Here is a 24,442-nt window from a genome sequence, read left to right on the forward strand (position 1 = left end):
ACGGGGTTCAGTACTGCTTCTGCAGGTACACGACGAAGCTCTTGCCCATGACGGGGTTGAGCGCCTTCTCGGCCTGACGCGTCAGCGCCGGCGCCTTCATCATGTCCCAGACGAGCATGCGGTGATACGCCTTGACGGCGGGGTTGGTGTCGTTGTCGACCCCGACCGCGCACTTGAGCCACCAGTACGGCGAGTGCAGCGCGTGCGCGTGGTGTGTGCCGAGCGTCGTCAGGCCACGCTTCTCGAGCTTGCCGACGAGTTCGCTCGCCTTGTTGATGCGCACGTGGCCACCCTCGACCTCGTGGTAGGGCGTCGACAGGGCCCAGCAGATCTTCTCGGGCCAGTACCGCGGCACCGTCACGGCGACGAGGCCGCCGGGCTTCGTCACGCGCACGATCTCGTCGATGGCGGCGTCATCCTCGACGATGTGCTCGAGCACTTCGGAGGCGATGACGCGCTCGAAGCTCGAGTCGTCGAACGGCATCGCGCGGGCGTCACCCTGGACGGTGCGGTAGGCGCCGCTCGCAGGCACCTGGCCCTCGGCGGCCATGGCGTCGAACATCGTCTGCACCTCGTCGAGGTCGGACCGGCTGAAGTCGAACGCCGTGACGTCCGCGCCGCGACGCAGCGCCTCGAAGCTGTGACGCCCCTGCCCGCACCCGACGTCGAGCACCGTCATGCCCGGGCCCAGGGTGAAGCGGTTGAAGTCGACGGTCAGCATCGGGCGATCTCCTCGGTGTAGACGGCGGCCGTCGCCTCGGCGACAGCCCGCCATGAGTATGTCGTGACGGCGCGACGGCGACCGACGCGTCCGAATCGTGTTCGGGTCTCCTCGGATTCGAGCAGGCTGACGATGCCGCCCGCGAGAGCGCGCGCATCACCTGGCTCGACGAGGATGCCGGCGTCGGAGCCGTCGGCGTCAGCCCTCGTGTCCGCCTCGCCCGTCGCGTGGGCGCGTGGGCCGGCGCTCCCGCCGTGGGTGGCGGGAGCCCTGCCTGCGCTGCCGGTGACAGCCGACGTCTCGCCGTCGGTGCCGTGCACGAGTTGTGGCAGCGCGCCGACGCGCGTCGCGACGACGGGTGTGCCGCACGCCATGGCCTCGACCGCGGGCAGCGAGAAACCTTCATAGAGACTCGGCACGACGTGGACGGCGGCGCTCGCGAGTAGACCCGCGAGGTCGTCGTCGCTGATGCCGCTGACGAACCGGACGCGAGGGGACAACCCGAGGGCTTCGAGTTGGGTCTCGACCGCGCGGTTCGGTGTGCCGACGACGACGAGTTCGCGCCACGCGTCCTGCGGTAGGAAAGCGAGCGCGTCGATGAGCACGCTCAACCCCTTGAGTGGCACGTTCGCGCTCGTGATCGTCGTCAGGCGTCCGGGCACGCGGTGGCGCGCCGAACCGTCAGGCCAGAACGTCTCGACGTCGACGCCCGGGGCGGACGTCTCGACGGCGATCCCAGGTGCACTCTTCGCGACGCCGGCGTCGGGCGTGAACGTCTCGACGTCGACGCCGACGGGGATGACGCTGATGCGTTCGCGGTCGACCCCGAATTCTCGGACGATGTCGTCGCGGCTCGTCTCGCTCACGGTGATGATGCGGCTGCTCGCGCGGGCGACGCGCGCCTGCATCGGCACGAACTGGTACCAACGCCATTTCGTGTACTTGCGCCACGGGTTCGTCGCGGCCTCGATCTCGAGGCGGCGGTCGGCGCTGATCGGGTGGTGGATCGTCGTGACGACGGGCAGGCCGCCGCGCGCGATGTCGAGCAGGCCCGGCGCGAGCGTCTGGTTGTCATGCAGGACGTCGAACTCTCTGGACCGCGTACGCATCTCGCGCGCCAGTCGCATCCCGAACGTGCGTGGTTCGGGAAACGAACCCGACAGCATCCCCGCGTATTCGACGACGTCGATGCGGTCGCGCAGTTCGCGCGGATGGGGGTGACGGAACGGGTCGTCATCGTTGTAGAGGTCGAGGCTCGCCAGCTTCTCGAGGCGCAGCCTGCCGGGGTTCGTCGGCTCGATGCTCGCCGGCTCGATGCTCGCCGTCGCGCCGGCCCGCTTGGCTAACGACGTCTGGCGACTCGCTGGACCCGTCGCCCGGTCAGTCGCACGGCCAGCCACAAGGCGGGCGTCGTCCAGTTCGGGGTAGGGAGGGCCGGAGAAGACGGTGACGTCGTGGCCGAGAGCGGCGAGTTCGCGGCTGAGGTGACGCACGTAGATGCCCTGGCCGCCGCTGTGCGGCTTGCTGCGATAGGAGGACAGCGCGATGCGCATCGGGCCCTCCTTCGCAAGCGGCGTGGTTCGGTGGTCAGCCTACTCGGACGCTACTCGCGGGTATGACATCGTGTGGCGGCACGCACACCCGTGGCGTCGATCACCACATAGGGTGCAGGTTGTATCGGCCGTCGATGAAGGTGGCTTTCGCGTCTGACTGCACCGCTGGCCGCACCGCGATTCTCGTCCACATCTGCACATCTCGTCCCCCTCTGCGGTTCCTGTCCCCATCGGCGAATCTCGTCCACGTTCGTTCGTCCAGATCTTCCCCGAGGAGCCTCCGTGCCATCAGCTCTCGACGGCCTGCTCATCGCCGATTTCGGCCGTGTCCTGGCCGGCCCTTACGCGACGATGCTGCTCGGCGACCTGGGCGCCGACGTCGTCAAGATCGAACGCCCTGACGGCGGTGACGACACGCGCGCCTGGGGTCCGCCGTTCACCGAGGACGGGGAGGCGACGTACTTCCTGTCGGTCAACCGCAACAAGCGCAGCGAGTTCTGGGATCTTCGCGAGGCGGACGATCTCGCCGCCGCACGTGATCTCGTGACGCGCGCCGACGTCGTCGTCGAGAATTTCTTGCCGGGGACGATGGCGCGGCTGGGGCTCGGGTATGAGCAGGTGCGCGAGTGGAACCCGGACGTCGTGTACGTCTCGATCACCGGTTTCGGTGAGTCGTCGTTGCCCGGGTACGACCTGCTCGTGCAGGCAGTCGGTGGCCTCATGTCGGTGACCGGGCCGTCCGACGAGCCGACGAAGGTCGGCGTCGCGCTCGTCGACGTCGTCACCGGTCTGCATGCTGCCGTCGGCATGCTCGCGGCGTTGCGGCATCGCGACGCGACGGGGGAGGGGCAACGCGTCGAGGTGTCGTTGCTGTCGTCCCTGCTGTCGGCGCTGACGAATCAGGCCGGCGCGCACGTCATGACGGGGGCCGTGCCGCGCGGCATGGGCAACCGTCACCCGTCGCTCGTGCCGTATCAAGTGTTCGAGACCGCGGATCGGCCGCTCGCCATCGCCGTCGGCAATGATCGCCAGTTCGCCTGCGCCGCAGAGGTGCTCAGTCACGACGAGTGGACGCAGGACGCCCGCTTTGCGACCAACTCCGCGCGGGTCGAGCATCGCGACGACCTCGTCCCGCTGATGCTCGAGGCGCTGTCGGCACATGGGGCGCAGGAATGGGCCGAGCGTTTCGCGGACGCCGGTGTGCCCGCCGGGCCCGTCAACGATCTCGCGCAGGCGTTCGCGCTTGCCGAGTCGGTCGGCCTCGACATGCGTGTCGACGTCGAGGGCGTCGCGCAGGTCGCCAACCCGATTCGGATGTCGGCGACGCCAGCGAGCTATCGGCGCCGCCCGCCTCGCCTGGAGGCGTGACGTCGACGTCGAGTCAGGCGAGGGCGACTCAGTCGAGATCGAGCTGAGGATTCACCGCGCCCACCGTGCGAAGGCGCTCGATGACGACGCCCGCACGACGGCGGGTTTCCGGACTCACCGCGTCGTCGGAGCGGGCGCTCACCGTCAGGCGTGTTGCGCCGTCTCGCACGCCGAGGCGAACGTAGGGCCTCTCCGCGGCGCTCGATTGCGGCGTCGCTTCCAGTGTGCTCAAGGCCGTCGCGGCATCCGACCATCCGTGGGTCCGCGTCGTCGGACCCACGGCGACGGTGGCGTACGTCTGCGCACACCGGAAGGTCAGATGCGTGCTTATGCCGTCGGTGCCGGCCACCTTGCGCAGGACGGCGACTGTCGGAGCGGTCACTCGGTCGAGATCCTCGCACTTCGTTGCGATGACGTCGGATTCCACGACGAAGGTCGCCTTCGCCGCGGGCTGTGCGCGGTCGGGGAGCAAGCGCGCTTCCGTCCGCGGGTTCGTGCGCGCCACGTCGAGATAGGCCTGCGCCTGCGCCGTCGTCAGGGCTGGGCCGGAGGTGGTCACGGCGAGGCTGTTGTCGCCGCTCGCGTTCAACCCGGCGGTGAAGAAGTGGATGGACGCTGGGATGTTTGCCGCCATTGGGTACGCGCCCTCGGGGTAGCGGCTGCGGACGAAGGCCGCGGCGTCCCGAACGTTCGCGGCCGTCGCGTCGTCCGTGAGGTCGATGGCGACGTCGAACCCGTAGCGCTGACCCTTGCAGCCGTCGATGCACTCGATCGCTTCCTCGGCGCGAACCCGTGCCACGCCGGGCCGCTTTTCGAGTTGCTCCTCGAGAGCATGTGCGTAGGCAGGCGCCGGCTGGGTCGGTTCGCGGAACGAGGAATCGTGCCTTGTGAGGTTGACGACGGCGACACCGGCCGCGATCAGCGCCACCACCAGGGCGAGCGCCACCGTCAGCGGCCAGCGTCGTGTCGTTGTCATGGTGTTTGGACGGCAACGCCCGCGCGCCGGTTCCACGGCCCGCGCGGCGAGCGGTTCTGGCGGGCGAGCGCGGCGGGAAGAGATTGCCTCCGGTGTTTGTTTGAATGGCCGACGAACCACAATCTTTTTTCGAGGAGCAAGGCCTGTGGCAACCATCGAACTGACCGGTGAGAAGTTCACCGAGACCATCGAGAACAACGGCATCGTCCTCGTCGACTTCTGGGCGGCCTGGTGCGGCCCGTGCCGTCAGTTCGCGCCCGTGTTCGAAGCGGCGAGCGAGAAGCACGACGACATCGTCTTCGCGAAGGTCGACACCGATGCCGAGCAGGAGCTCGCGGCGGCCGCGAACATCCAGTCCATCCCGACGCTCATGGCGTTCCGCGACGGCCTCATGGTGTTCTCCAACTCGGGCGTGCTGCCCGCGGCGGCCGTCGAGGACCTGATCCGTCAGATCCGTGAGCTGCCGATGGACGACATCCGCGCAAAGATGGAGGCCGACGCCAAGGCCCGCGAAGCTGGCGTGGGCGCCGGTGGCGGCTGCGGCTGCGGCGGGTGCAACTGCGGTCGCGCCGAGAGCGAAGAGACCGCAGCCCAGGCCTGAGCCTCGACGAACGCCCGGCGCCCCGACGAGGGGTGCCGGGCGTTCGCGTGTTCATGACGCGTCATGCGTTCACCGTCGAGCGCCGCCGGTCACGGTGCGGGCCGCAGGTCCAGCGTGGGCGTAGGCACCTCGAGTGCGCGAAGCTGCGCCACGACCGTCGTCGCGTCGTTCTTCACCTCGGACGTCGCATTCGACGGGTGGCCCGTCACCGTGAGGACGGCGCTGTGGTGCTTGTGCTTCAGGTAGACGCCGTCACGTCGGTACGACCTGCTGCCCGCCGGCGGGGTCATGAGTCGCGACAGGGTGTCGGTCATCGTCGACCATCCGGTCGTGTGCGTCGTCGCGCCGATCGGCACCTCACCCGCGGCGTGCTCGCACCGGAAGTGAAACTCCGCTGGCGTGCCCTTGCGGCGTATCGCCGACAGCGCGGTGACGGTGTTCGCGGCCGTCGCGTCGAGCGTCGCGCAATCGCTGGTCTTGATGGTGGAGCGAACGACGAACGACGGCGCGTCGTCCCTGCCTGACGACGACCATGACGCCGACGACGACGGGTTGACGCGGGCAGCCGCCACGAACGCGTCGACCTGCGTGCTCGTCAACGCGCTGGCCCTGGTCGGTGACGAAGCCGTGCCGTGGCTGCCGTTGGAGGTCGGCACGATGAGAGCACCGTCCTGCGGCGAGTGCAGGCTGAAGCGGATTCGCCCGGGAGAACGTGCCCACTCCGGCGGAGCCGTGCGCGGGTAGAGCTCGTTGATCGTGCGGTTGACGTCGAGCACGTGGCGTGCGCTGGCGTCGTCCGTCAGCGTGACGTCGACGGTGAACTCATGGTCACGGCCCTGGCAGCCGTCGATGCAGTTCACCTTCATGACGACGCGCGAATTCGCCACACCAGGCTGGTGGCGCACGGCGTTCTCGATGTCGCGCGCGATCGCCGGGTCCGGCTGTGCCGGCTCCGATCCGCCGTGCCCGCCTGGGGCACCGATTCGGGACGACAGCGCGAACGCCGACACGGCGCCGATGATGCCCAGCACCGCGACGGCGATGGTGATGATGATGGACCGGCGCATGTCTTGCTTCCCTCGATGGTGTGCTGGTGTGACGTGCGCGCGGGGTGTGGTGGTTCCGTCGAGGCCGGTGGTGATGGCGTGCCGGCGCACCGCACGGCAGTGCTCTATCTCGTGTGTTTCGCGCGCCGCCGCCGGGCTACGAGATCGCACGAGGCACTTCTTGGCCCGACGTGTGCGGCGAGGGGTTTCCTGTGGACCGGCGGGATCAGGGGGTCTCGAGGCCGCCCCTCCACGTTGAGGTGCGTGGCCGGCTGCGTGTTGGATGGGCGCATGACTTCTTGGATCGCCCCGCATCTCGTCCTCGGCACGATGCATTTCGGCACGAAGACGGACGAGGCGACGTCGTTCGCCCTCATGGATCGCTACGTCGACGCCGGTGGGCGCACGCTCGACACGGCCAATTGCTATGCGTTCTGGGCGAATCCGACGGGTGCGGGCGGCCAGAGCGAGCAGACGATCGGGGCGTGGCTGCGCGCCAACGCCGGCATCCGCGAAGGTTTGACGATTGCGACGAAGGTGGGTCAGGAACCGGCGCGGGCCGGCGACTTCACCGAATGGGAGGGCCTCGCGCCTGACGTCATCGCCACCCAGTTCGAGCGAAGCCGCGAACGTCTCGGCATCGACGTCGTCGATGTCTACTGGGCGCACGGTGAGGATCGTTCGACGCCGATGCCCGACGTCGTCGCGGCGCTGGGTTCCCTTGTTGCGCGAGGGAAGGTGAGCCGGCTCGGTGTGAGCAACCACCCGACGTGGCGCGTCGAGCAGGCACGCATGCTGGCCGCCGAGCAGGGCGTCGAGCCGTTCACGGCGCTGCAGCTGACGACGTCGTACGTCCGCCCGCGCCCCGACACGCAGGTGCCGGGCAAGGATCACCGTTTCGGGTTCGTCAGCGACGAGACGATCGACTATCTCGAGACGCATGACGACCTCGAGTGCTGGGCCTACAGCCCGCTGATCCAGGGTGCGTATGACCGTGACGACCGGCCGCTGCCCGAGGTCTACGACCACCCGGGGACGACGCGTCGCCTCTCGGCGCTGCGGTCGGTGGCTGACGAACTGGGCGCGCAGCCCGGGCAGGTCGTGCTGTCCTGGCTCGTGCAGGGCAGCCCGTCGATGCGCCCAATCGTCGGGGCAAGTTCGCTCGCGCAGCTCGACGCCGCACTGGCTGCTCCGCAGCTCAGCGACGCTCACATGGCGCGCCTCGACTCGGCTCGCTGACGAGCTACTCACCCAAACGGTTCGCGCGTCCGTGCGCGTCACGTCACCCGCATCTGGTCATGCGGATCGCCCAGGGGCTCCCGCCCCGGGCGAGGTGCAGCGTGCTTGGATCGGCGCATGGATGAATCGGCCGCAGGCTCGCTCATCGGCATCATCATGTCGCCCCTCGTGCTGCTCATCGTCTACGCAACGGTGAAAGGTGCAGCCACCGGCCCGGTCGAACGGAACGGGATGGCGGGCATGCGCATCAAGGCCACCCAACGCAGCGACGCCGCGTGGCGGGCCGGGCACGTCGCCGCGCTGCGGGTGACGCGACGCGTGCTGCCCCTCGTCCTTCTCGTCGACCTCGCGTGCGTTGCTCTGCTCTTCGTCGGCCCGAAAGCACTCGTGCCGTGGGTGGGGATTCTGCCGGCCGTCGCGCTCCTGCTCGCCCTGTTTCCCATCGTGCGCGCAGCGACGACGGCGGCCAACGCTGTTCCCTGAACGGCGCGAACGCCGGGGGCGGCTACCCAGCCTGTCGCCCACTTGCGCCCAGGCGAGAACTGCCTCGCGCTACTCCGCTCGGGCCAAGACCATCGCGATGCCGACACGGCCTGTCACGCCGAGTTTGGTGGCGGCCGACGTCAGGTGTTGTTTCACCGTGCTCTCGCTCAAGAACAATGCGGCGGCGATGGCGGGGTTCGACATCTCCTGCGCCACCATCTCGACGATCTCGCGCTCACGGTCACTCAACCGTGCGAGCTTCGCGCGAGCGTCCATGCGCGCGGCGCCCCCGGCGTCGAGGTATCCGGTGCGCAGATGCGCGGCGCTCGCGGGCGACATGGGGCTGCGCCCCTCGTGTGCGTCGCGGATCGCGCCGTACAGCGCCTCGCGCGCTGACGCCTTGAGGATGAACCCGACGGCACCGGCGTCCATTGCCTGCGGCACGTACTCCTGCTCGTCGAACGTCGTGAGAATGATGACGCGCGGTGCGTTCGGCCGCTTCGTCAGTGCGCGCGTCGCGTCGATGCCGTTGATGCGCTCCATGCGCACGTCCATGAGGACGACATCCGGGTGATGTGCTGTGACGACCCCGATCACCTCGTCGCCGTCGCTCGCCGTCGCGACGAGTTCGATACCGGGCGCGGCCTTGAGCATGACGCGGATGAGGTCGAGCACCATCGGGTCGTCGTCGACGGCCATGACGCGGATCGCGCGCTCAGCGCCGGCATGGGCCGGAAGGGATGCGCCGTCGGGACGGTCAATGTCGTTCATGCTCAACTGCTTTCGTACTCTCGTCGCATTCGACACGTGTGGTGCCGTGGATCGAGCCGTCGTCAGACACGCGGCATCGTCCACGGCAGCGTGGCGCTCGCGGTGAAGCGGCGACCGTCGGGTGACGGGCCTGTCCAGAACGATCCTCCGACGTCCTGAGCGCGCCGCGCCACGCCCGTCAGGCCGGTTCCCGAACCATCCGATCGGGCAGCGCTCGCGACATCGGGCAGCGGGTTGGCCGTCGAGATCGTGATGCCACCGCGCGCGTCACCGCGGATGTCGAGCTGCACGAGAGAGCCCGGCGCGTGCTTGCGCGCGTTCGTCAGCAGTTCGGTGGTGATGCGGTACGCGCTGCGCGAGATGACGGGGTCCAGGGGGTGCGACTGATCGACGAACACGTTCGAGCTGACGGGCGTGCCCGCGTCGATGCACTCTCGCACCAGCTCGGCGATATCGGCGAGAGCGTGGTGCTCATCGGGCGCCGACTGGCCGGTGCGCAGCATCGCGGGCAGCGAGCGCAGGTCGTCCATCGACCCTGCCGCGCCCTCCTGGAGTTGCCGGGCGCGCTTCTCGACGTCGGGTGCGCCGGCCTCCTGCGCCTCGATCTCGAGCGCGTTGGCCTGCATCGACAGCAGGCTCAACCGGTGGCCCAGGACGTCGTGCACCTCGCGAGCGAGCGCCTCGCGCTCCTCCTTCTCGGCCATCTGCCGGTCGAGGTCGTGCATTCGGGTCTGGCCCACGCGGACTGGATCATCGACCTCGGCTCCGGCGCGGGACACGACGGTGGGCGCGTCGTCTTCGAGGGCACCCCAGCCGACCTCGTCGCCGATGCGACGACGCACACCGGCGAGCACCTCAAGGCCTACGTGGGCGCCTGAGACGCGAGAACGCGGCCGGGTTTCACCCCATTCGGTGTGGGGACCCGGCCGCATCAGCCGGGCGTGCGCCGAGTCGACCGACCGCCCGCATCCTCACGCTAACGACGGCAGCAGGCCGTGAGCGCTCCAGCCCGCACGCATAACGCGTGCGCTCAGGCCCGCACGTCCGAGGCAGCCCCGAGCGTACGTCAGCAGGCGGTGCGCTTGGCCGTCAGCTCGAGGGGCTTGATGATCGTGCTCATGCCCTTGGGCACGCGCGAGCACACGCTGGCCGCGGAACCGGAGTACTCGACGTTGAAGACAGGCTTGTTCGCCGCGAGCATCGGCGCGTAGCGGTCGCACTCGTCGTAGGCGACACATTCTTCGTTGACGGCGAAGTCGATGCTCGTCTGCAACTGCGGGAGGATTTCCAGGCTGTTCTTCAGGCCGATCGCCAGGCCCCGCTTGTGCGCGTCGGCGATGAGCTGACGTTGGTAGGCGACGGCGTCGGACTGCTTGATGGGGAACCCGCTCGTCGCGGCGTAACCGTCCATGTTGTCAGGGTCGACGGCGTCGAAGCCCTTCGCCTTGCACACGTCCATGCGCTTGGCCATGATCGGCGCCAGCTTGGCGCGCTGGCGCACGTCGAGCCAGCGCTCGCCCGGCCAGTCATCGAGCGGCTTGCCGAGCGTCGACGCGGGGAACTTCTTCGCGTCCGGACGCCACTGCTCGTACCCGCCGGCGTTGATGTAGCAGATCACCTTGATGTTGCGCCGGTGCAGAGCGGTGACGGTCTTCGTGCTCGTCCCCTCCCAGTCGAGGTTGTAGACCGATGCCTTGACGGAGGTGTCGAGCGCGCCGCTGTACTGGATCTGCCAGCTCTGCCCACGCGCGGGCTTCCACCACGTGGCGCCCGGCTTGCCGTTCGACGTTGCGGCGCTCGGGGCCGTTCCGGCGGCACTCGCGGACGGCGGGAGGGCCTGGTCGTCCGTGGCCGCGCACGCACTCGTCGTGAGCGCGAGCACGAGCGCGCCCGCTGCGGGGAGCGAGGTCTTCATCGTGCCTTCACGAGTTCAGGGTGACAGTCGGCGTACGGCGCGGGCAGCACGTCCCACGGGTTGGGCAGGCCACGGTCGGTGGCCCAGCTGAAGTGCGCCCCGCGGCTCGCGGCCAGGGCCGGCACGGAGGCGAGGTGCTCGGGTGGCACGCCGTGCACGAGGTGCCACTGCTTGTGCGGGCTGACCGCCTGCAACCACTCGGGCATCTGCAGGTGGGCGTAGTCCTGCCAGGCAGCCTCGGCCACACAGGTGACGTCGGCCGTCTCGACGAGGCGTCGCGTTGGCACGACGCCGGGGTTGGCGATGACGTGCTCGACCCCGGCACGCCGCAGCGCGTCGATCCACTCGACCGACCAGGCGCCCTGACGATCCTGCGACGGGACGCAGTCGAGCATGACGTCGTGGATGCCGTACCACCGCTGCCACTGTTCGACCTGCTCGAGCACGTCACCCCAGGGGCGCTGGCCGTAGCCGACGTTGACGTACCCGACCGTCGTCGTGGCGAGCCCGCGCGCGAGCGGTTCGCGGTAGTAGGGATCCTGTGGTCCGCGGCCGGGCCCGTTCTCGATGTTGACGACGACGAAGCCGAAACCGAACGCGCCCTCGGCGAGGCGCTGCCAGGCGAGCGGAGCCTGCGCGGGGTGGATGTACCAGGGCACGGCCGGGGTGGGTTGAAGGACGTGGAACACGGGGGTCACCAATTCGCGGAGTGGGAGGTGCGTCGGGCCGTGACGGCGCTGACGGTGACGAAGAGGACGAGCGAGGCCAGGAGGAGGCCGACGGCGTCGCCGGCGGGCAGGCAGACGAGGACGAGGCCGAGGCTGCCCACCGCCACTGCGGCAGCGCCGAGGGCGTTGCCGGTGCGCAGTTGAACGCCGGAGCCGGTCGTGGCGAGGGCGGTGATGAGCACGGCGGGCAGGAAGACGTGGGCGTCGTTGCGGTCACCGCCCGCGGCAGCGAGCATGCAGAACGCGGCGATGAGCCCTACGCCGCAGACGAGGCCGACGGCGAGAATGCCGAGCCCGGCCGTCATCCACCGCAACTGACGCCAGCTGTCCGTGAGGAACGCGAGGCGCTTCGCGCCGAGCAGGGCACTGTCGAGCACCGGTTCGCAGGCCGCGGAGGCCGCGAGACCAGCGATCGCCATGGGCAGCGTGAACGCGTTGCCGACGTGGGCGACGAGCACCATCAACTGGGTGATGAGCGCGAGCGTCTGAAGGGTGCTCCACGCCAGGACGGGATGGAGCACCTCGCGCGCCAGACTTCGCGCGCGCTGCTGTTGCTCCCGGGCTGCGCTCGTGACGATGTACCCCGTCACCGCGGCGAACCCGACCACGATGACGCGGCTGACGACCGTTGCCGCGCCCGGTTCGACGACGAGCAGTACCCCCGTCAGCGCGGCGCAGGGCAGGACGGCGACGAGAAGCTGCACGGGCGAACCGATGACGACGAGAGCCGAGATCGCACAACTCCACAGGGCCCACAGCAGCGGCACCCACGAATCCACGACGAGGCAGGCGCCCGCGGAGAGCAGGAGGGAGACGGAGCCGACGCAGGCGCCGTTCACCTTCGCCTTGAGGCGACTCGCAGAGGACAGCCCCTGCCACATCGTCGCGCTGACGAGCTGCCCCGCGAGCCAGCCGACGGCGCCCGCCGTGAAGACGGCGTTCGTGTTGTACGACGTGACAGTCGCGATGCAGATGAGGACGCCGCACAGCATCGTGAGGGATCGGGCGAGCGCCTGGCTCCAGGCCCGCCTCCACGTGCGCACCTCGTCCGTGCGCTCGCGGCCCGTGAGGACGACGGCGCCGGCCAGGCGCGTGCGCACGAGCGCGTCAGCGTGCGCGAAGGTGTTCGCATAGCCGTGGCGCACCGAGCTGCGGCCCCCGAACCCCATCGATTCGAGGTGAGCGGCGGCGTCGAAGAGGTCGACGGTGTTGTCGACCGAGGCGGCGAGCTCGGGGTGCGTCTCGTCGTCGCCCGTCGCCCTCGTCCCGGTCGCTTCCTTGAGCGTCATCGACACGACTCGGCCTCCGTGGTGGTGGGTGCGGCGTGGGTCGCGGCGGCGTCCTCACGTGTGGCGCTCGAGTCGGCTGCCTCGAGGGCGCGGCGGACGTCGTCGAGGTCTGCCTCGGGCACCGTGGCGGCGCTGCGCTGGTAGATGCACCGGTAGCGTGCGGTGAACTTCGCGAGGTCGAACGTCGACAGGGCGCGCTCGCGCGCACGGCGTCCCATGGCTTGCCGTTCCGCATCGTCGACGAGCAGGCGCACGAGCGCCTCACCCAGGGCCTGGGCGTCGCGTGGCGGTACGAGCAGCCCGCACGTCTCGTCGCGCCCGACGCACTCGTTGACTCCTCCGACGTCGGTGTTCACGGTCGCGCGGCCGCACATCATCGACTCGATGACGGTGTAGGGCAGCCCCTCGGAGATGCTGGACAGGGCGACCACGTGGCCCGCTTCGATCGCGGGTCGGGCCGAGGGCACCGCGCCCTCGAACGTCACGCTCGCCTCGAGGCCGCATGCGACGACGAGCGCGTCGAGTTCCGCCCGGTAGGCCTCGTTGCCGGCTGGCGTCGGGCCGAAGAGCCGCAGGCGGGCATCCGGCACCGAGTCGCGCACGATCGCGAACGCCTCGATGAGGGTGGCCAGGTCCTTCAGCGGGTCGATGCGACCCACGAAGCTGACGGTCGGCACGTCCGGCTCGCCCTCGACGGGTGGGAAGGCCGTGGCGTCGACGGCGTTGGGCACGGTGATGACGCGCTGCGCCTTCGCTCCGAGCTCGCGCTCCCATCCTGCGTTGAACTCGCTCACGGGCGTCATGAGTTCGCAGTGGTTGTAGACGGTCTGGCAGACGGCGCGCGTCATCGCCATAAGGGCGTAGCGCACGGTCCAGGGGAAGTTCGCGGCGCGCAGCGCGAGGTAGCGCTCGCGCAGGTGCACGCCGTGCTCGGTCAGGACGATGGGTGTGCCGTCCCGCCAGTGCCGGCCGAGTGCCATGAGCCCTGCCGGACCGTTCGTCGTGGCGTGGATGAGGTCGACGCTCGGCCATGACACGTTGAGCACCGCGAGAAAACGGTCGACGTGCCGCGAGACGTCCGCCGCCTGCGACCCCGACAGCGGTGGTAGGCCCGTGCCCTTCACGTGCGACGCCCAGGCGCCCATGAGCGCCTTCGTCCCCAGGCCGCCCGTGAAGTGCGCCATGAGGGGTTGGGCGTACTCGGCAGCGAGGACGCGCAGCCCTGCCGTCGCCGCCTGCAGGTCGACCGAGCGACCTGCAGGTGGCAACACGGCCGACCACAACTGGCGGTAGGCGGAGTCGATCTCCGACGACTCACCCCAGGCTCGCAGCGCCTCGAACGACCACCGACGCCTCACCTCACCCCACATGGGTTTGGCCTGGAACGAGCGGACGTTGGAGGGCAGCGACCACACGCTCTCGTGCTGCGTGCCGGTGAGCGTCACGATGGAGAACTCGTGTTCGGGTAGGTTCTTCACCAACTGGTCGCACCAGGTGCTGACCCCGCCGTGCACGACCGGGTACGTCCCCTCGTTCAGCAACGCCACGTGCATGCGGGTCTCAGCCGGCGGCCGCGATCAGGTCGCTGTCCGCGACCGGCTGGGCGATCACTCGCGTCGACGTGCCGTCCTTCGCCGTGCCCGGTGTGAGGGCAGGCGCGCTCGGGGTGGCGGGCGTCGCGGCGGCGGAGGTGTCCCACGAGGCGCTCGTGGCGAAACCGGTCGCGGTGGGCAGGGTGAACGTCTTGAGGCCGAGGCCGCGCAGGCGCACCCAGTCGGACGACTGCCCGCCGTAGCTCTGCCCGAACGTCGAAAGGCCCGAGCGGGTGCCGGACGGTGCCGTCACGGGCACGTCGATCGCGGAGAAGGAGTTGTTGAACAGCTGCAGCTTGGTGCCGGAGATCGTCGCCTGCACCTGCGAGCTCCTGGCCCGCCACGTCTGCTGACGCACGAGCTGCGTGCCCGCTTCGGCCGTCGTGACGTTGACGATGGGAGCGTTGTCGGCGTAGACGCCGCGGTAGGAGCCGAGAATGCCCTCGACGACCGGGTAGAGGATGCGGTCGCCCGTCAGGTTGCTCTGGTGGGCGTAGTGCGGGCGGGCGTCGTTGTCGAGCACGTGCCCCAGGGCGATCTGCTTCTCCTTGGACACGATGTAGGAGTCGAACCCGTCCTGCGTCAGCGGCGTGATGCACGTGCTCGTGGCCGGGTTGTCCTCGCACAGCCCGGATCCGCCGTCGGCGCGGCTCGTGTAGAGCCAGTTGTACTCGTCGACGGCGTTAGCCTTCGTCGAGGTGTTGTAGTAGATGTTCATCGGGTGGCGCGGCACGGTCGTCGCGGAGCCGAGGACGCGCGGTTCGCTCTCGCGCGAGGCGTCCGAGGCGATCCACTTGATGCGCTGCTGCGTCAGGGCCGACGCGAGGTAGGGGTTGTCGGCCGGCATCTGCGGCAGCGACTTCAAACCCGAGTGCTCGCCGGTGACGAGGCTCGCGGCGTCGAAGTTGGGCAGCGTGTTCGTCTTGGCGTACGCGACGTTCTTGCTGATCTCGGAGGCGATCGTGGCCTGCGAGGCCCAGTTGATGCCACCCGTCGACGTCTTCGCGCACTGCCACGGCGTCGTCGAGTCGTCGTGAACACAGCCGAGGTAGGGGTGCGACCACGTGTGGTTGATCCAGCGGAACTCGTTCTTGTTGGCCAGCAACGACGCCTCGAGGGCGTCGGAGCCGGTCTCGGCCTTCTGGTCGGCCGCACCCGCGCCGTTGAAGGCGACGTCGAGCTTGACGCCGTTGGTGCGCTGCCAGGCGGCGAGCTGGTCGACGTCCTGGGCCGTCATGCGCGAGGTGGCGCCGGGCGCCGTCTCCGGGTAGGTGGCGGGGTTGCAGTCGTCGCCGACGGTGCAGTTGCCCTCGGCGTTCCACTCGGCGTCGGGCAGCAGGACGTCGTCGACCTGGACCGCAAAGAAGTTGCGCGAGTAGGACGTCGAGATGCCTCGGGTCAACCACGAGACGATGCCGTGCGAGAGCACCTTCCAGTGCTGCTGCGACGCGTTGGACGCGACGGTGCTGATGAGCTGCTCACGCCCGTCCTTGGCGTAGACGCCGAGGAGGGAGCCGCTGTTGCCCGTTCCGGGCACGGGGAGCGTGAGATACGGCGTATAGGTGGCGCCGTTGCTCGTGGCGGCCTTCTTCGCGATGTATCCGTAGCTCTCGGAAACACCGGGGGAGAGGTCGTCGAACGTGACCGATCCCTTGAGGTACTCGAAGCCGTTGGTCTTCGCTGCGCCGGACAGGTCGGCGGCCATGCCGTCGACGGCGCCGCTGTACTGGTTCTCCAGGCCGATGCCCGCGCTGGGCCAGTTGTACGCGCTGAACTCGCGCACCTTGAAGGTGCTCTCGTATCGCGCCAGGGTGGCCCGCTCGGCGGCGGTGAGGCTCGCCGGTTCGGCGCTGGGCGTCACGACACCCATGAACTTCGCCCGGGTCGTGAGCAACCCCTGACTCGCGAAAAAGGACGGCGTCAGCTGCGGGCGGGACGCGGAGGTGAGGTCGATCTTCTGGTAGGCGACTCCCTCCTTGCTGAGGCGGTCGACGATGGCGCCCACCATGGGCTGTCCGTCGTCGAGGACCAGGACGGTGGCCTGGATCTCCACGGGGCGGGTGGCTGCGGCAGCGGGCGTGGCCAGGGCGGCGACTCCCGTGGCGAAAAGGGCCATGGCGGCCGTCGTCGTGATCGTGGTGGCGCGCAGGGGTGCGCGAACCGGGCGAGCGTTCATGTACTTCTGCTTCCTTGCGGCTGGCCGAGATACGGCTGCGATCGTGTCGGGCTGAGGCCGGACCGAGGGTGAGACCCGCGCCTATGATATGTGAAATATCAGACTGAGATCTCGCCCATCGGGTGAAGTGGCTGTGCAGAGACGGGTGGGGGCTCCACCGCCGAGACGCTGGTGGGTGTGTCCGCGCGTTCGGCGAGGCGTTTGCCCAATTGTGGCGCCAAGTTGGACGTACGTGTGAATCGCCGCGCGGTCGAGCGGTAGGCTGTGATTGAGATTTCAATCACGTTCGTCCTGGGTCAAGGAATCTGCCGACGGTCTCGATGTGCCAATTCGCCACCGATGGCGGCGCATGAGGGATCTACGTGACGGCCCGTGAATGATCAGGCGAGAGGTCGTTCGATCGAGCGGCTCGTCGTAGCTCCAAGAATCGTCCGGATGAAATGCGGTTGAAGGTCGAGCGCGTGGTGAAGGCGATTGAACTCCATCGATGTGGTGAACACGGTCAAACCTCGCCGGAGTGATGAACGTCAGCGAGCCAATGTGGAGACGCTCGAACCCAATTCACGATCACCAAGGTCGAGCGCGACGTCCCCAGCATCGGGAGCCAGTACGTGAACAAGAAGGCTCAGGGCAGCCGTCCACGTCACCGTGAAGAACGTCGGTACCGAGGCCGAGACGATGATGGCCGATGGTCAGAAGGCCTACGACGCGAACGGGGTCGGCTACGAGGCGACCTCGGACGGCACCATCTACATCGAGGGCAACGACACCCTCTACACCGAGATCAACCCCGGCAACACGCTCAAGGGCATCCTCGTCTTCGACGCGCCGAAGGGCACGAAGTTGACGAAGGTGCGCCTGCACGACTCGATGTTCTCCAACGGCGTCGAAGCCTCCCTCTGAAGGCTCACCCCTGAAGCCGTGTGCCGCAGCGTGATCCCCACATCACGCCCCGCGCAGAGCTCTCGGACCCCCTCGTCCCATCGACCTGAACGCCGCGCGACCCCTCCCGCGTCGACGTTCGGCGGCGCCCGGTGTTCTACCCACCGGCGCCGCGCCCGCTCCCTGCACGCCTGAACCGGCACGCATCGGCGGCAGGACTCTTGGGGAAGAGGGAGACGCCCGTCATCGCATCCGCGGTGGCGGGCGCTTCCGTTCCGCAGCACTCTCAGCCTCCCCACAGCGCCGGGATTCCGTGCTTGTCAGCGCGACGTGCTTGGGTGGTGGCATGACTCTTCACGATGCTCTCCCCTCGACGAGCGAGGCCCCGGCCGACGCCGTGCTCGACGTCGTCGCCCGCCGCAGCAGCCCGGCCGTGTTCGATCCGACGTACGACCTCTCCGACACCGACCTCGCGACGCTGTTCGACGCGGCCCGCTGGGCGCCGAGCGCCGGCAACTCGCAGCCCTACCGTTACCTCGTCGGTCGCCGTCAGGGCGACGAGTGGGACCCGACGTTCACCGCCATCGTCGAGACGCTCGCGCGCGGCAATCGACGCTGGGCGCCGGCTGCGTCGATGCTCGCCGTCTCGTTCGTGCAGGTTGCGAAGCTGCCGGAGACGTCGAAGGAGTTCGTCTTCGGTGCCACCGCCGCACACGACACGGGCCAGGCGACGGCGTACCTGACGCTGCAGGCGCACGCGATGGGCCTCGCCGTCCACCAGTTCGCCGGGTTCGACCACGACGCCATCGCTACGCGAGCCGCGTTCGGTGAGGCATGGGCGCCGATGGCGGGCATCGCCGTCGGCCGCGCCTGGCCCGACGCCGAACGCGACGGTGAGCACGCCGCCGTCACGACGCTCGCCGGCCGCGTCGAGGAATACGACCTCACCGCCAACATCGAGCGCGAGAACAAGCCGCGTCGCCGCCGCTCGCTGACGGACGTCGCGTTCGAACTCGACTGATCGACGACCCCGACGCGACGCGCTGGCTCGTGCTGCTCGGGTTCGCTCGCCGCGAACACGCGCAGTCGACGCGACTTCGTCGGCGCGCTGCCCCCACCGTCGACGTTCGACGTGAGACGGTGGGGGGACAAGTCGTCAGGTCGGGGAGGGCCACGACGCACCGTCGGCGTGCCCTACCCGCTCTTCATCAGGCCACCATCGCGCCCCATCAGGCGCCCTTCACGCCAACCCCCAGCTCTCGGAGCCTCAGCATGAACCGCCACCCGCAACCCGACACCGCAGCCGATGCCCCCGGCATCACGAGCTTCACCGACGAGCAACTCATGCGCGTCGCGCGCCTGTTCGCCTCGGACGAGTCGCTCGCCGCGCACCTCGACGACCTGCCCGACGGCGGTGAGCGACGCCGCGTCGAGCTCGCGAGCACGCCGCACCTGCAGATGTGGGCGATCAGCTGGCCGGCCGGGTCGACGAGCGAATGGCACGACCACGGGCGCGCGACGGGCGCGTTCGTCGTCGTCAAGGGAGCTTTGCGCGAGAAGCGCTGGGTGCGCGGCACCACCGTCAGCGCGATCGTCGAGGCGGGGGAGAGCCGCACGTTCGCCGGTGATCTCGTGCACCGCACGGCCCCCGTCGGCGATGCCCCGGCGCTGAGCGTTCACGCCTACGCGCCGTCGCTCGTCGGGGCCCGCACGTACGAGGTGGTGGACGGCTCGCTCGTCGAGATCGCCGCCTGAGCCGCGGACGCGCCAGGAGTCGAAGTGGGCATGGCGCGGGGCGGCGTCGCACTGCCGTCACATGATGCGCATGAGTGAAGCCGCGCCCAGTCGTGTCGGTCCCGACAGTCTGCGTTCGCGTCTGCGCCCCATGAGCGGGCGCGACCGCACGAGGGTGGACGCGTCGCGAGCACGCTCGAGCTGCTCTTCGACCTGACGCTCGCCGTCGCCACGGGCGCGTCGCAGCTCGCGCACTCGCACGGGCACATCGCGGCGGGCGTCGGATCGTTGTGTTTCACGAGCTTCGGCCTCATCTGGGCGTGGATCGACTACTCATGGTTCGCGAGTGCCTACGACACCGACGACTGGCTGTATCGGCTGCTGACGATGGTGCAGATCATCGGTGTCGTCATCTTCACGCTCGGCATGCTCGTGACGCCCATCGAACTCGCCGGGCCCGCCGTCGCCGAACGCGGCACCGGGACGCCATGGCACGCGCATCACATCGTCGAACGGCGCGGCCTGCTGACGATCATCACGATCGGTGAGATCGTCACGGGTACCGTCCTGACGCTCCCGGGCATCAAGGACACCGAGGGCCAGGGCATCGACTGGACGGGCGCCGTGCTCGTCGCCATCAGCGGCCGCCGCGTTCGGGTTCTGGTGGGCGTAATTCATCCCCAACTTCGGTGCGGTGCTGCACCGACGCCGCAGCCGCTCGTTCGGGTTCGGGTACAGCCACACTTCCTCATCTGGCCGGTGCTCGCGGCCGTCGGTGGTGGTCTGCACGTCATGACGCAGGCGTTCGAGAACGTCTCGGGCATGCACGTCGACCCCGTCGTCGCCGCGGCGGCGCTGGCGGTGCCCGTCGGTGTCTTCGTCGTCGGCCTGTTTCTCGCCTACTACTTCACGACGCAGCTGTGGGCGGGCCTGCACACCGCGATCCTGGCGCTCGCCCTCGTCGTGCTCGGCTTCGCGGTGTTCCTCGCCGCGCACGGCGTCTCGCTCGCTGTCGTCCTCGCGATCTGCACGATCGTGCCGTGAATCATGGTCATCGCGTTCGAACTCTTCTCCGGTGCCCAGCACGAGGCGCACGTCCTTGAGAGCCTCGGGGTCGAGGGCACGAGGTCGACCGCCGTCGCGCCGACGTGTCGTGACGTCTGGGCCCGGTGCTCGGAATGGCTGCGCCGGATCCGTGCCCGCACGCCACGTCGCGTGCCGTCGTCGACGAATCGCCCCACGCGGGCGGGTCGCGTCACTAGGCTGGCGGGATGGCGAATGTGGAGACGACGATCACGGGCGGCATCGCGCACGTGAAGCTGAACCGTCCGGAGAAGTTGAACGGCCTGACGCTGCCGATGCTCGGCGAGCTCGTCGCCGCTGCGCATCACGTGCGCCGCAACAAGGGGGTGCGCGCCGTCGTCATCTCGGGGGAGGGGCGGTCGTTCTGCGCGGGCCTCGACTTCGGTGAGGTGATGGCGAAGCCAGCGAAGATCGTGCCCGTCTTCCTGCCGCGTCCGTGGCGTGGCACGAACACGTTCCAGGAGGCCTGCTGGGCGTGGCGGCGCGTGCCGGTGCCCGTCATCGTCGCGGTGCACGGGCACTGCTACGGCGGCGGGCTGCAGATCGCGCTCGCCGGCGACTACCGCTACACGACAAGTGATGCACAGTGGGCGGTGCTCGAGGGCAAGTGGGGGCTGATTCCCGACATGTCGGGCGTGCAGTCGCTCAAGGAACTCGTCGGCATCGACGTCGCGAAGAAGCTGACGATGACCGCCGAGATGCTCTCCGGTGAACGCGCGGTCGAACTGGGCCTCGCGTCGGAGGTGGCTGACGACCCGCTCGCCGCGGCGATGGATCTGGCGCACGAGCTGACGCAGAAGTCTCCCGACCAGCTGGCCGCCGCCAAGCGTCTGTTCAACCGGTCATGGAACACGTCGGCACGCACGACGTTCCGGCGCGAGCGCGCCGAACAGCTCGTCCTGCTCATGGCGCAGAACACGGCGAAGGCGCGCAAGGCGGCGTTCGCGAAGGCCGGCGCCAAGCAGGCGCAGCTGGCCGAAGCTCGCGCGGCGAAATACAGCCCGCGCGTTCTGCCCTGAGCCGCGTCCTGCCTTGAGTGGCGTGATGTCTGACCGACCTGTGAGCGCCCTCGTCCCCGCTGGGGTCGGGTCTACCTCGACGATCGGCCACCGAGTCGCTGCGTGAGTATTCCCATCGTCGTCAGCGCCGGGCTCTGACGCGCCAGACCCCGATCCTGCTCGTGCAGGTCGGGGGCCTCGTCTCTTCGGTACGGCGGGTGGGGCCGCCGGCTCGGAGCAGACTCAGGCCGGCGCCGTCGCGCGCGTGTCGTCAGCCGTACCGTCGGTGGCTGCGCCGGCGACGTGAGCGCCGCGCGCGGCGGTGTCCTCGTGCGTGAGGGCGTTGGGAGTGCGGCTCTCGTCGCTGGTGGCTCCGCGGCTGCGCAGGCGGTTGAGCAGGCCGTCGACGCTCCAGCGGCCGGGGCCGACGATCGCGAAGACGAAGGCGGCGAGGCCGAGGGCGGCGACGAGTTCCCAACCGCTCTCGTCGACGAAGACGCCGTGGCTGCGGTGCACGAACCACCAGGCACCGGCGAGGTCGACGGCGACGAGGAGGCCGGCGAGCGGCGTCAGCACGCCGAGCACGAGCATGCCGCCGCCGATGAGTTCGGTGAGGGCCGCGAACCATGCGGAGGCGTGCGGCGCCGGGACGCTCATCTTCTCGAACATCGCGGTGGTGGCGTCGATGCCGTTCGTGTGCAGCTTCTGCCATCCGTGGGCGGATGAGGACGGCTCCGAGCAGGGCGCGGGCCAGCAGGAGCCCGGCGTCACGGATCGGGGCGGGCAGGGTGAACAGGTTGCCGGTGGTGCGCATCGGCCCTCACAAGGTTGGTGATGTGTCACCTAAAGCTTGGCATGCTCGGTAGGTGACGTGTCAACCAGGCGCTAGGGTGAGTGGTATGAATCACGACGGTCGATGGCTGCGCTCCGACGAGGAAGCGTTGTGGCGCGCCTGGCTGGGTGTTCATGCTCGTCAGCACGTAGTCATCGCGCGCGACCTCAAGGCCAGTGGCCTCTCCGAGCCTGACTTCGAGGTACTCGTTCATCTCACCGACGCACCCGACGGGCAACGTCGCCTCTCCGAACTCGCCGCGGGGTTGCAGTGGGAACGAAGCCGCGTCTCTCACCAGGTGACGCGCATGGCCAAGCGTGGTCTCGTCGAGCGCCATGACGTGGCCGAGGACGCGCGTGGCGCGCGCGTCGTCATCACGCGTGAGGGGCGCGCAGCCATCGAGAAGGCCGCGCCCCCTCATGTGGCGAGAGTGTGCGAGGTATTCGTCGACCGTCTCGACGCGGCTGATCGCGTCGACCTCGCGCGGATCCTGCGCAAACTCGTTCCCTGACGACGCGTCGCCTATACCCATGCGCCCGCATGCACCTGCGTGCAAGTGCACCCGGGTGCACTTGCACGCGAGAGGGCGGGCGGCGCCGCGACGCGACGCGGAACGGCGGGGGCGGCCGAGGGCCGGCCCGGCGCAGGCCTGGAATCGTCTGGTCAGATCAGGCGGTTCAGAACAGGCTGGTCAGAACAGGCCGGTGATGTGGCCTTCGGAGTCGACGTCGATGGCCAGCGCGGCGGGCTTCTTGGGCAGGCCGGGCATCGTCATGAGGGATCCGCAGACGAACACGACGAAGCCGGCGCCGGCGGCGAGGCGAACTTCGCGCACCTCGAGCACGTGGCCGGACGGGGCGCCGCGCATCGCGTCGTCGGTCGTGAACGACTTCTGCGTCTTGGCGATGCAGACGGGCAGGTGGCCGTAGCCCTCGGCCTCGAACTGTGAGATCTGCTTCGCCACCACCGGCGGAATGGCGATCGAGCCGGCACCGTAGATCGTCGTCGCGATCTTCTCGACCTTCTCGACGAGCGTCAGACCGTCGTCGTAGGTGAAGTGGAGATCGGGCGTGCCGCCCTCGGTCGCCTCGACGATGGCGCGCGCGAGGCCCGCCGCGCCGGCGCCGCCATCGTAGAAGTGGGTGCACACCTCGACGCGCGCGCCGAGCTTCTCGATGCCTTCGACGAACGCGGCGATCTCGGCGTCGGTGTCGCTGGGGAAGCGGTTGAGGCCGACGACGACGGGCAGGCCCCACACCTCGCGCAGGTTGTGCAGGTGCCGTTCGATGTTGCTCATGCCGGAGCGCATCGCGTCGACGTTCTCGCTCGTCAGGTCGGTGACGGCGACGCCGCCGTGGTACTTCATCGAGCGGATCGTCGCGACGAGGACGGCGGCGTCGGGGCGCAGGCCGGTGAAGCGGCACTTGAGGTCGATGAACTTCTCGGCGCCGAGGTCGGCGCCGAAGCCGGCCTCCGTCACGACCCAATCGGCATGCGCGAGAGCAGTGTTCGTCGCCGTCACCGAGTTGCAGCCGTGCGCGATGTTCGCGAACGGGCCGCCGTGGACGAATGCCGGGTTGCCCTCGAGCGTCTGCACGAGGTTGGGCGCGAGCGCGTCGGCGAGCAGTGCCGTCATCGCGCCGTGGGCGCCGAGGTCGGCGGCCGTCACGGGCTCCGTGTCGTAGGTGTGGCCGACGACGATGCGGCCGAGGCGCTCCTTGAGGTCGTCGATCGACGTGGCGAGGCAGAAGATCGCCATGACCTCGGAGGCGACGACGATGTCGAAGCCCGACTCGCGCGGCACGCCGTTCGTCGGGCCGCCGAGGCCGATGACGATGTCGCGCAGTGCGCGGTCGTTCATGTCGAGCACGCGCTTGAACGTGATGCGGCGCGGGTCGATGCCCAGTTCGTTGCCCTGCTGCAGGTGGTTGTCGATCAGCGCCGCGAGCAGGTTGTGCGCCTCGGCGATGGAGGCGAAGTCGCCGGTGAAGTGCAGGTTGATGTCCGTCATCGGGTTGAGCTGGCTCTTGCCGCCCCCGGCGGCGCCGCCCTTCATGCCGAACACGGGGCCCATCGACGGCTCGCGCAGCGCAGCGGCGGCCGTCTCACCGATGTGGGCGAGGCCGTCGACGAGGCCGACGGTGGTCGTCGTCTTGCCCTCACCGGCGGGCGTCGGGCTCGTCGCGGTGACGAGGATGAGCTTGCTGCCCTCGCGTCGCTGCATGCCCTGCACGTATGGCAGCGAGACCTTCGCCTTGTGCGGGCCGTACCGGAAGATCTCGTTCGCGGAGATGCCGATCTTCGCGGCGATCTCCTCGATCGGCAGCATCGGTGTGGCAGCGGCGATTTCGACGTCGGTCGGCATGTCTTCCTCGGGTCTGGTGAAGCGCAGGTCGGACGCCCGAGCGCGAGCGTCCGTCTCGACGGTAGAGCGTTACTGACGAGTTGGGGCGCG

The 24,442-nt window shown here is 69.2% G+C and carries 23 protein-coding genes and 2 pseudogenes; 12 read left to right on the top strand and 13 right to left on the bottom strand.

The window, feature by feature from the left end:
• Nucleotides 1-7 precede the first annotated feature (7 nt).
• A complete protein-coding gene (locus AX669_RS04120; protein ID WP_062256804.1) occupies nucleotides 8-721 on the bottom strand; it encodes a class I SAM-dependent methyltransferase in 714 nt (237 codons plus the stop codon).
• The gene (locus tag AX669_RS04125) at nucleotides 715-2,274 is read right to left on the bottom strand and encodes a glycosyltransferase family 4 protein (RefSeq protein ID WP_062256806.1); all 1,560 of its coding nucleotides are present in this window, start codon (nucleotides 2,272-2,274) and stop codon (nucleotides 715-717) included. Before AX669_RS04125 ends, AX669_RS04120 begins: the two co-directional genes overlap by 7 nt.
• Nucleotides 2,275-2,556: 282 nt before the next feature.
• On the opposite strand from AX669_RS04125, the gene AX669_RS04130 reads away from it, so the two are divergent.
• Nucleotides 2,557-3,642, top strand: a complete 1,086-nt coding sequence (locus AX669_RS04130) for a CaiB/BaiF CoA-transferase family protein (protein WP_062256808.1) — start codon at nucleotides 2,557-2,559, stop codon at nucleotides 3,640-3,642.
• 28 nt (nucleotides 3,643-3,670) lie between these two features.
• Here the strand turns inward: AX669_RS04130 and AX669_RS04135 are convergent, their stop codons facing one another.
• A complete protein-coding gene (locus tag AX669_RS04135; RefSeq protein ID WP_143181534.1) occupies nucleotides 3,671-4,807 on the bottom strand; it encodes a hypothetical protein in 1,137 nt (378 codons plus the stop codon).
• Here AX669_RS04135 and trxA point away from each other — a divergent pair.
• Nucleotides 4,764-5,219 carry a thioredoxin gene (gene trxA / locus AX669_RS04140; RefSeq protein ID WP_062256812.1) on the top strand — a complete coding sequence of 152 codons (456 nt, stop codon included), beginning with the start codon at nucleotides 4,764-4,766 and terminating at the stop codon, nucleotides 5,217-5,219. The two genes, AX669_RS04135 and trxA, sit on opposite strands and share 44 nt — an antisense overlap.
• An 89-nt stretch (nucleotides 5,220-5,308) precedes the next feature.
• Here trxA and AX669_RS04145 read toward each other — a convergent pair whose 3' ends face one another.
• The gene (locus AX669_RS04145) at nucleotides 5,309-6,286 is read right to left on the bottom strand and encodes a hypothetical protein (RefSeq protein ID WP_062256814.1); all 978 of its coding nucleotides are present in this window, start codon (nucleotides 6,284-6,286) and stop codon (nucleotides 5,309-5,311) included.
• 270 nt (nucleotides 6,287-6,556) lie between these two features.
• Here AX669_RS04145 and AX669_RS04150 point away from each other — a divergent pair, with 270 nt between their 5' ends.
• Together AX669_RS04150 and AX669_RS04155 are read left to right on the top strand one after the other, a co-directional pair.
• Nucleotides 6,557-7,504 carry an aldo/keto reductase gene (locus tag AX669_RS04150; RefSeq protein ID WP_062256816.1) on the top strand — a complete coding sequence of 316 codons (948 nt, stop codon included), beginning with the start codon at nucleotides 6,557-6,559 and terminating at the stop codon, nucleotides 7,502-7,504.
• A 117-nt stretch (nucleotides 7,505-7,621) separates the two neighbouring features.
• On the top strand, nucleotides 7,622-7,987 hold the full coding sequence (locus AX669_RS04155; RefSeq protein WP_062256818.1) for an SdpI family protein: 366 nt from the start codon (nucleotides 7,622-7,624) through the stop codon (nucleotides 7,985-7,987).
• 69 nt (nucleotides 7,988-8,056) lie between these two features.
• On the opposite strand, the gene AX669_RS04160 is transcribed toward AX669_RS04155, so the two are convergent.
• A complete protein-coding gene (locus AX669_RS04160) occupies nucleotides 8,057-8,758 on the bottom strand; it encodes a response regulator transcription factor (RefSeq protein WP_062256820.1) in 702 nt (233 codons plus the stop codon).
• Nucleotides 8,759-8,820: 62 nt separating this feature from the next.
• Entirely contained in the window at nucleotides 8,821-9,483 is a 663-nt protein-coding gene (locus AX669_RS04165; RefSeq protein ID WP_074046062.1) for a sensor histidine kinase, read from the bottom strand.
• On the opposite strand from AX669_RS04165, the gene AX669_RS13570 reads away from it, so the two are divergent.
• Nucleotides 9,478-9,636 carry a hypothetical protein gene (locus AX669_RS13570; protein WP_160126261.1) on the top strand — a complete coding sequence of 53 codons (159 nt, stop codon included), beginning with the start codon at nucleotides 9,478-9,480 and terminating at the stop codon, nucleotides 9,634-9,636. The genes AX669_RS04165 and AX669_RS13570 overlap by 6 nt on opposite strands.
• A gap of 188 nt (nucleotides 9,637-9,824) precedes the next feature.
• Here AX669_RS13570 and AX669_RS04175 read toward each other — a convergent pair whose 3' ends face one another.
• Genes AX669_RS04175 through AX669_RS04195 form a run of 5 tightly spaced genes read right to left on the bottom strand, consistent with a single transcriptional unit; the run spans nucleotide 9,825 to nucleotide 16,458 of the window.
• Entirely contained in the window at nucleotides 9,825-10,673 is an 849-nt protein-coding gene (locus AX669_RS04175; RefSeq protein WP_062256826.1) for an endo alpha-1,4 polygalactosaminidase, read from the bottom strand.
• Complete coding sequence (locus tag AX669_RS04180; protein WP_160126260.1) at nucleotides 10,670-11,362, bottom strand: spherulation-specific family 4 protein; 693 nt, start codon at nucleotides 11,360-11,362, stop codon at nucleotides 10,670-10,672. The genes AX669_RS04175 and AX669_RS04180 overlap by 4 nt, the downstream gene beginning before the upstream one ends.
• A gap of 5 nt (nucleotides 11,363-11,367) precedes the next feature.
• Entirely contained in the window at nucleotides 11,368-12,690 is a 1,323-nt protein-coding gene (locus tag AX669_RS04185; RefSeq protein WP_131941815.1) for a hypothetical protein, read from the bottom strand.
• The gene (pelF, locus tag AX669_RS04190; RefSeq protein WP_160126259.1) at nucleotides 12,687-14,237 is read right to left on the bottom strand and encodes a GT4 family glycosyltransferase PelF; all 1,551 of its coding nucleotides are present in this window, start codon (nucleotides 14,235-14,237) and stop codon (nucleotides 12,687-12,689) included. Before pelF ends, AX669_RS04185 begins: the two co-directional genes overlap by 4 nt.
• A gap of 13 nt (nucleotides 14,238-14,250) precedes the next feature.
• Complete coding sequence (locus AX669_RS04195) at nucleotides 14,251-16,458, bottom strand: hypothetical protein (protein WP_156444924.1); 2,208 nt, start codon at nucleotides 16,456-16,458, stop codon at nucleotides 14,251-14,253.
• A 642-nt stretch (nucleotides 16,459-17,100) separates the two neighbouring features.
• Between AX669_RS04195 and AX669_RS04205 the strand changes: the two are divergent.
• The 6 genes and pseudogenes from AX669_RS04205 to AX669_RS04225 all read left to right on the top strand — a co-directional run.
• Nucleotides 17,101-17,361, top strand: a pseudogene (locus AX669_RS04205) (DUF4352 domain-containing protein); the annotation flags it as partial.
• Between the two features lie 325 nt (nucleotides 17,362-17,686).
• Nucleotides 17,687-18,361: a nitroreductase family protein gene (locus AX669_RS04210; RefSeq protein WP_062256837.1), complete on the top strand. Its 675-nt coding sequence runs from the start codon at nucleotides 17,687-17,689 to the stop codon at nucleotides 18,359-18,361.
• 251 nt (nucleotides 18,362-18,612) lie between these two features.
• Complete coding sequence (locus tag AX669_RS04215; RefSeq protein WP_062256839.1) at nucleotides 18,613-19,095, top strand: cysteine dioxygenase family protein; 483 nt, start codon at nucleotides 18,613-18,615, stop codon at nucleotides 19,093-19,095.
• A 177-nt stretch (nucleotides 19,096-19,272) separates the two neighbouring features.
• Nucleotides 19,273-19,491, top strand: a pseudogene (locus AX669_RS14045) (low temperature requirement protein A); the annotation flags it as partial.
• A 9-nt stretch (nucleotides 19,492-19,500) separates the two neighbouring features.
• The gene (locus AX669_RS04220) at nucleotides 19,501-20,118 is read left to right on the top strand and encodes a low temperature requirement protein A (protein ID WP_255356521.1); all 618 of its coding nucleotides are present in this window, start codon (nucleotides 19,501-19,503) and stop codon (nucleotides 20,116-20,118) included.
• A 227-nt stretch (nucleotides 20,119-20,345) separates the two neighbouring features.
• Nucleotides 20,346-21,176 carry a crotonase/enoyl-CoA hydratase family protein gene (locus AX669_RS04225; RefSeq protein WP_062256842.1) on the top strand — a complete coding sequence of 277 codons (831 nt, stop codon included), beginning with the start codon at nucleotides 20,346-20,348 and terminating at the stop codon, nucleotides 21,174-21,176.
• Between the two features lie 222 nt (nucleotides 21,177-21,398).
• On the opposite strand, the gene AX669_RS04230 is transcribed toward AX669_RS04225, so the two are convergent.
• Nucleotides 21,399-21,926: a DoxX family protein gene (locus tag AX669_RS04230; RefSeq protein WP_006946321.1), complete on the bottom strand. Its 528-nt coding sequence runs from the start codon at nucleotides 21,924-21,926 to the stop codon at nucleotides 21,399-21,401.
• 128 nt (nucleotides 21,927-22,054) lie between these two features.
• Here AX669_RS04230 and AX669_RS04235 point away from each other — a divergent pair, with 128 nt between their 5' ends.
• Nucleotides 22,055-22,498 carry a MarR family winged helix-turn-helix transcriptional regulator gene (locus AX669_RS04235; RefSeq protein ID WP_006946314.1) on the top strand — a complete coding sequence of 148 codons (444 nt, stop codon included), beginning with the start codon at nucleotides 22,055-22,057 and terminating at the stop codon, nucleotides 22,496-22,498.
• Nucleotides 22,499-22,678: 180 nt separating this feature from the next.
• Here the strand turns inward: AX669_RS04235 and AX669_RS04240 are convergent, their stop codons facing one another.
• Entirely contained in the window at nucleotides 22,679-24,352 is a 1,674-nt protein-coding gene (locus tag AX669_RS04240) for a formate--tetrahydrofolate ligase (RefSeq protein WP_062256843.1), read from the bottom strand.
• Nucleotides 24,353-24,442: the final 90 nt, after the last annotated feature.

This window comes from Dermacoccus sp. CCH2-D9 (assembly GCF_001556795.1).
Classification (GTDB): Bacteria; Actinomycetota; Actinomycetes; order Actinomycetales; family Dermatophilaceae; genus Dermacoccus; species Dermacoccus nishinomiyaensis.

What these genes read in the sequence shown, in the direction of transcription:
- AX669_RS04185 (WP_131941815.1), bottom strand. Translation starts at nt 12,690, where the DNA reads ATGACGCTCAAGGAAGCGACCGGGACGAGGGCGACGGGCGACGACGAG.
- AX669_RS04120 (WP_062256804.1), bottom strand. Translation starts at nt 721, where the DNA reads ATGCTGACCGTCGACTTCAACCGCTTCACCCTGGGCCCGGGCATGACG.
- AX669_RS04215 (WP_062256839.1), top strand. Translation starts at nt 18,613, where the DNA reads ATGAACCGCCACCCGCAACCCGACACCGCAGCCGATGCCCCCGGCATC.
- AX669_RS04165 (WP_074046062.1), bottom strand. Translation starts at nt 9,483, where the DNA reads ATGCACGACCTCGACCGGCAGATGGCCGAGAAGGAGGAGCGCGAGGCG.
- AX669_RS04150 (WP_062256816.1), top strand. Translation starts at nt 6,557, where the DNA reads ATGACTTCTTGGATCGCCCCGCATCTCGTCCTCGGCACGATGCATTTC.
- AX669_RS04145 (WP_062256814.1), bottom strand. Translation starts at nt 6,286, where the DNA reads ATGCGCCGGTCCATCATCATCACCATCGCCGTCGCGGTGCTGGGCATC.
- AX669_RS04175 (WP_062256826.1), bottom strand. Translation starts at nt 10,673, where the DNA reads ATGAAGACCTCGCTCCCCGCAGCGGGCGCGCTCGTGCTCGCGCTCACG.
- AX669_RS04225 (WP_062256842.1), top strand. Translation starts at nt 20,346, where the DNA reads ATGGCGAATGTGGAGACGACGATCACGGGCGGCATCGCGCACGTGAAG.
- AX669_RS04135 (WP_143181534.1), bottom strand. Translation starts at nt 4,807, where the DNA reads ATGGTCTCGGTGAACTTCTCACCGGTCAGTTCGATGGTTGCCACAGGC.
- AX669_RS04220 (WP_255356521.1), top strand. Translation starts at nt 19,501, where the DNA reads ATGCTCGTGACGCCCATCGAACTCGCCGGGCCCGCCGTCGCCGAACGC.
- AX669_RS04160 (WP_062256820.1), bottom strand. Translation starts at nt 8,758, where the DNA reads ATGAACGACATTGACCGTCCCGACGGCGCATCCCTTCCGGCCCATGCC.
- AX669_RS04195 (WP_156444924.1), bottom strand. Translation starts at nt 16,458, where the DNA reads ATGAACGCTCGCCCGGTTCGCGCACCCCTGCGCGCCACCACGATCACG.
- AX669_RS04240 (WP_062256843.1), bottom strand. Translation starts at nt 24,352, where the DNA reads ATGCCGACCGACGTCGAAATCGCCGCTGCCACACCGATGCTGCCGATC.
- AX669_RS04125 (WP_062256806.1), bottom strand. Translation starts at nt 2,274, where the DNA reads ATGCGCATCGCGCTGTCCTCCTATCGCAGCAAGCCGCACAGCGGCGGC.
- AX669_RS04155 (WP_062256818.1), top strand. Translation starts at nt 7,622, where the DNA reads ATGGATGAATCGGCCGCAGGCTCGCTCATCGGCATCATCATGTCGCCC.
- AX669_RS04210 (WP_062256837.1), top strand. Translation starts at nt 17,687, where the DNA reads ATGACTCTTCACGATGCTCTCCCCTCGACGAGCGAGGCCCCGGCCGAC.
- AX669_RS04235 (WP_006946314.1), top strand. Translation starts at nt 22,055, where the DNA reads ATGAATCACGACGGTCGATGGCTGCGCTCCGACGAGGAAGCGTTGTGG.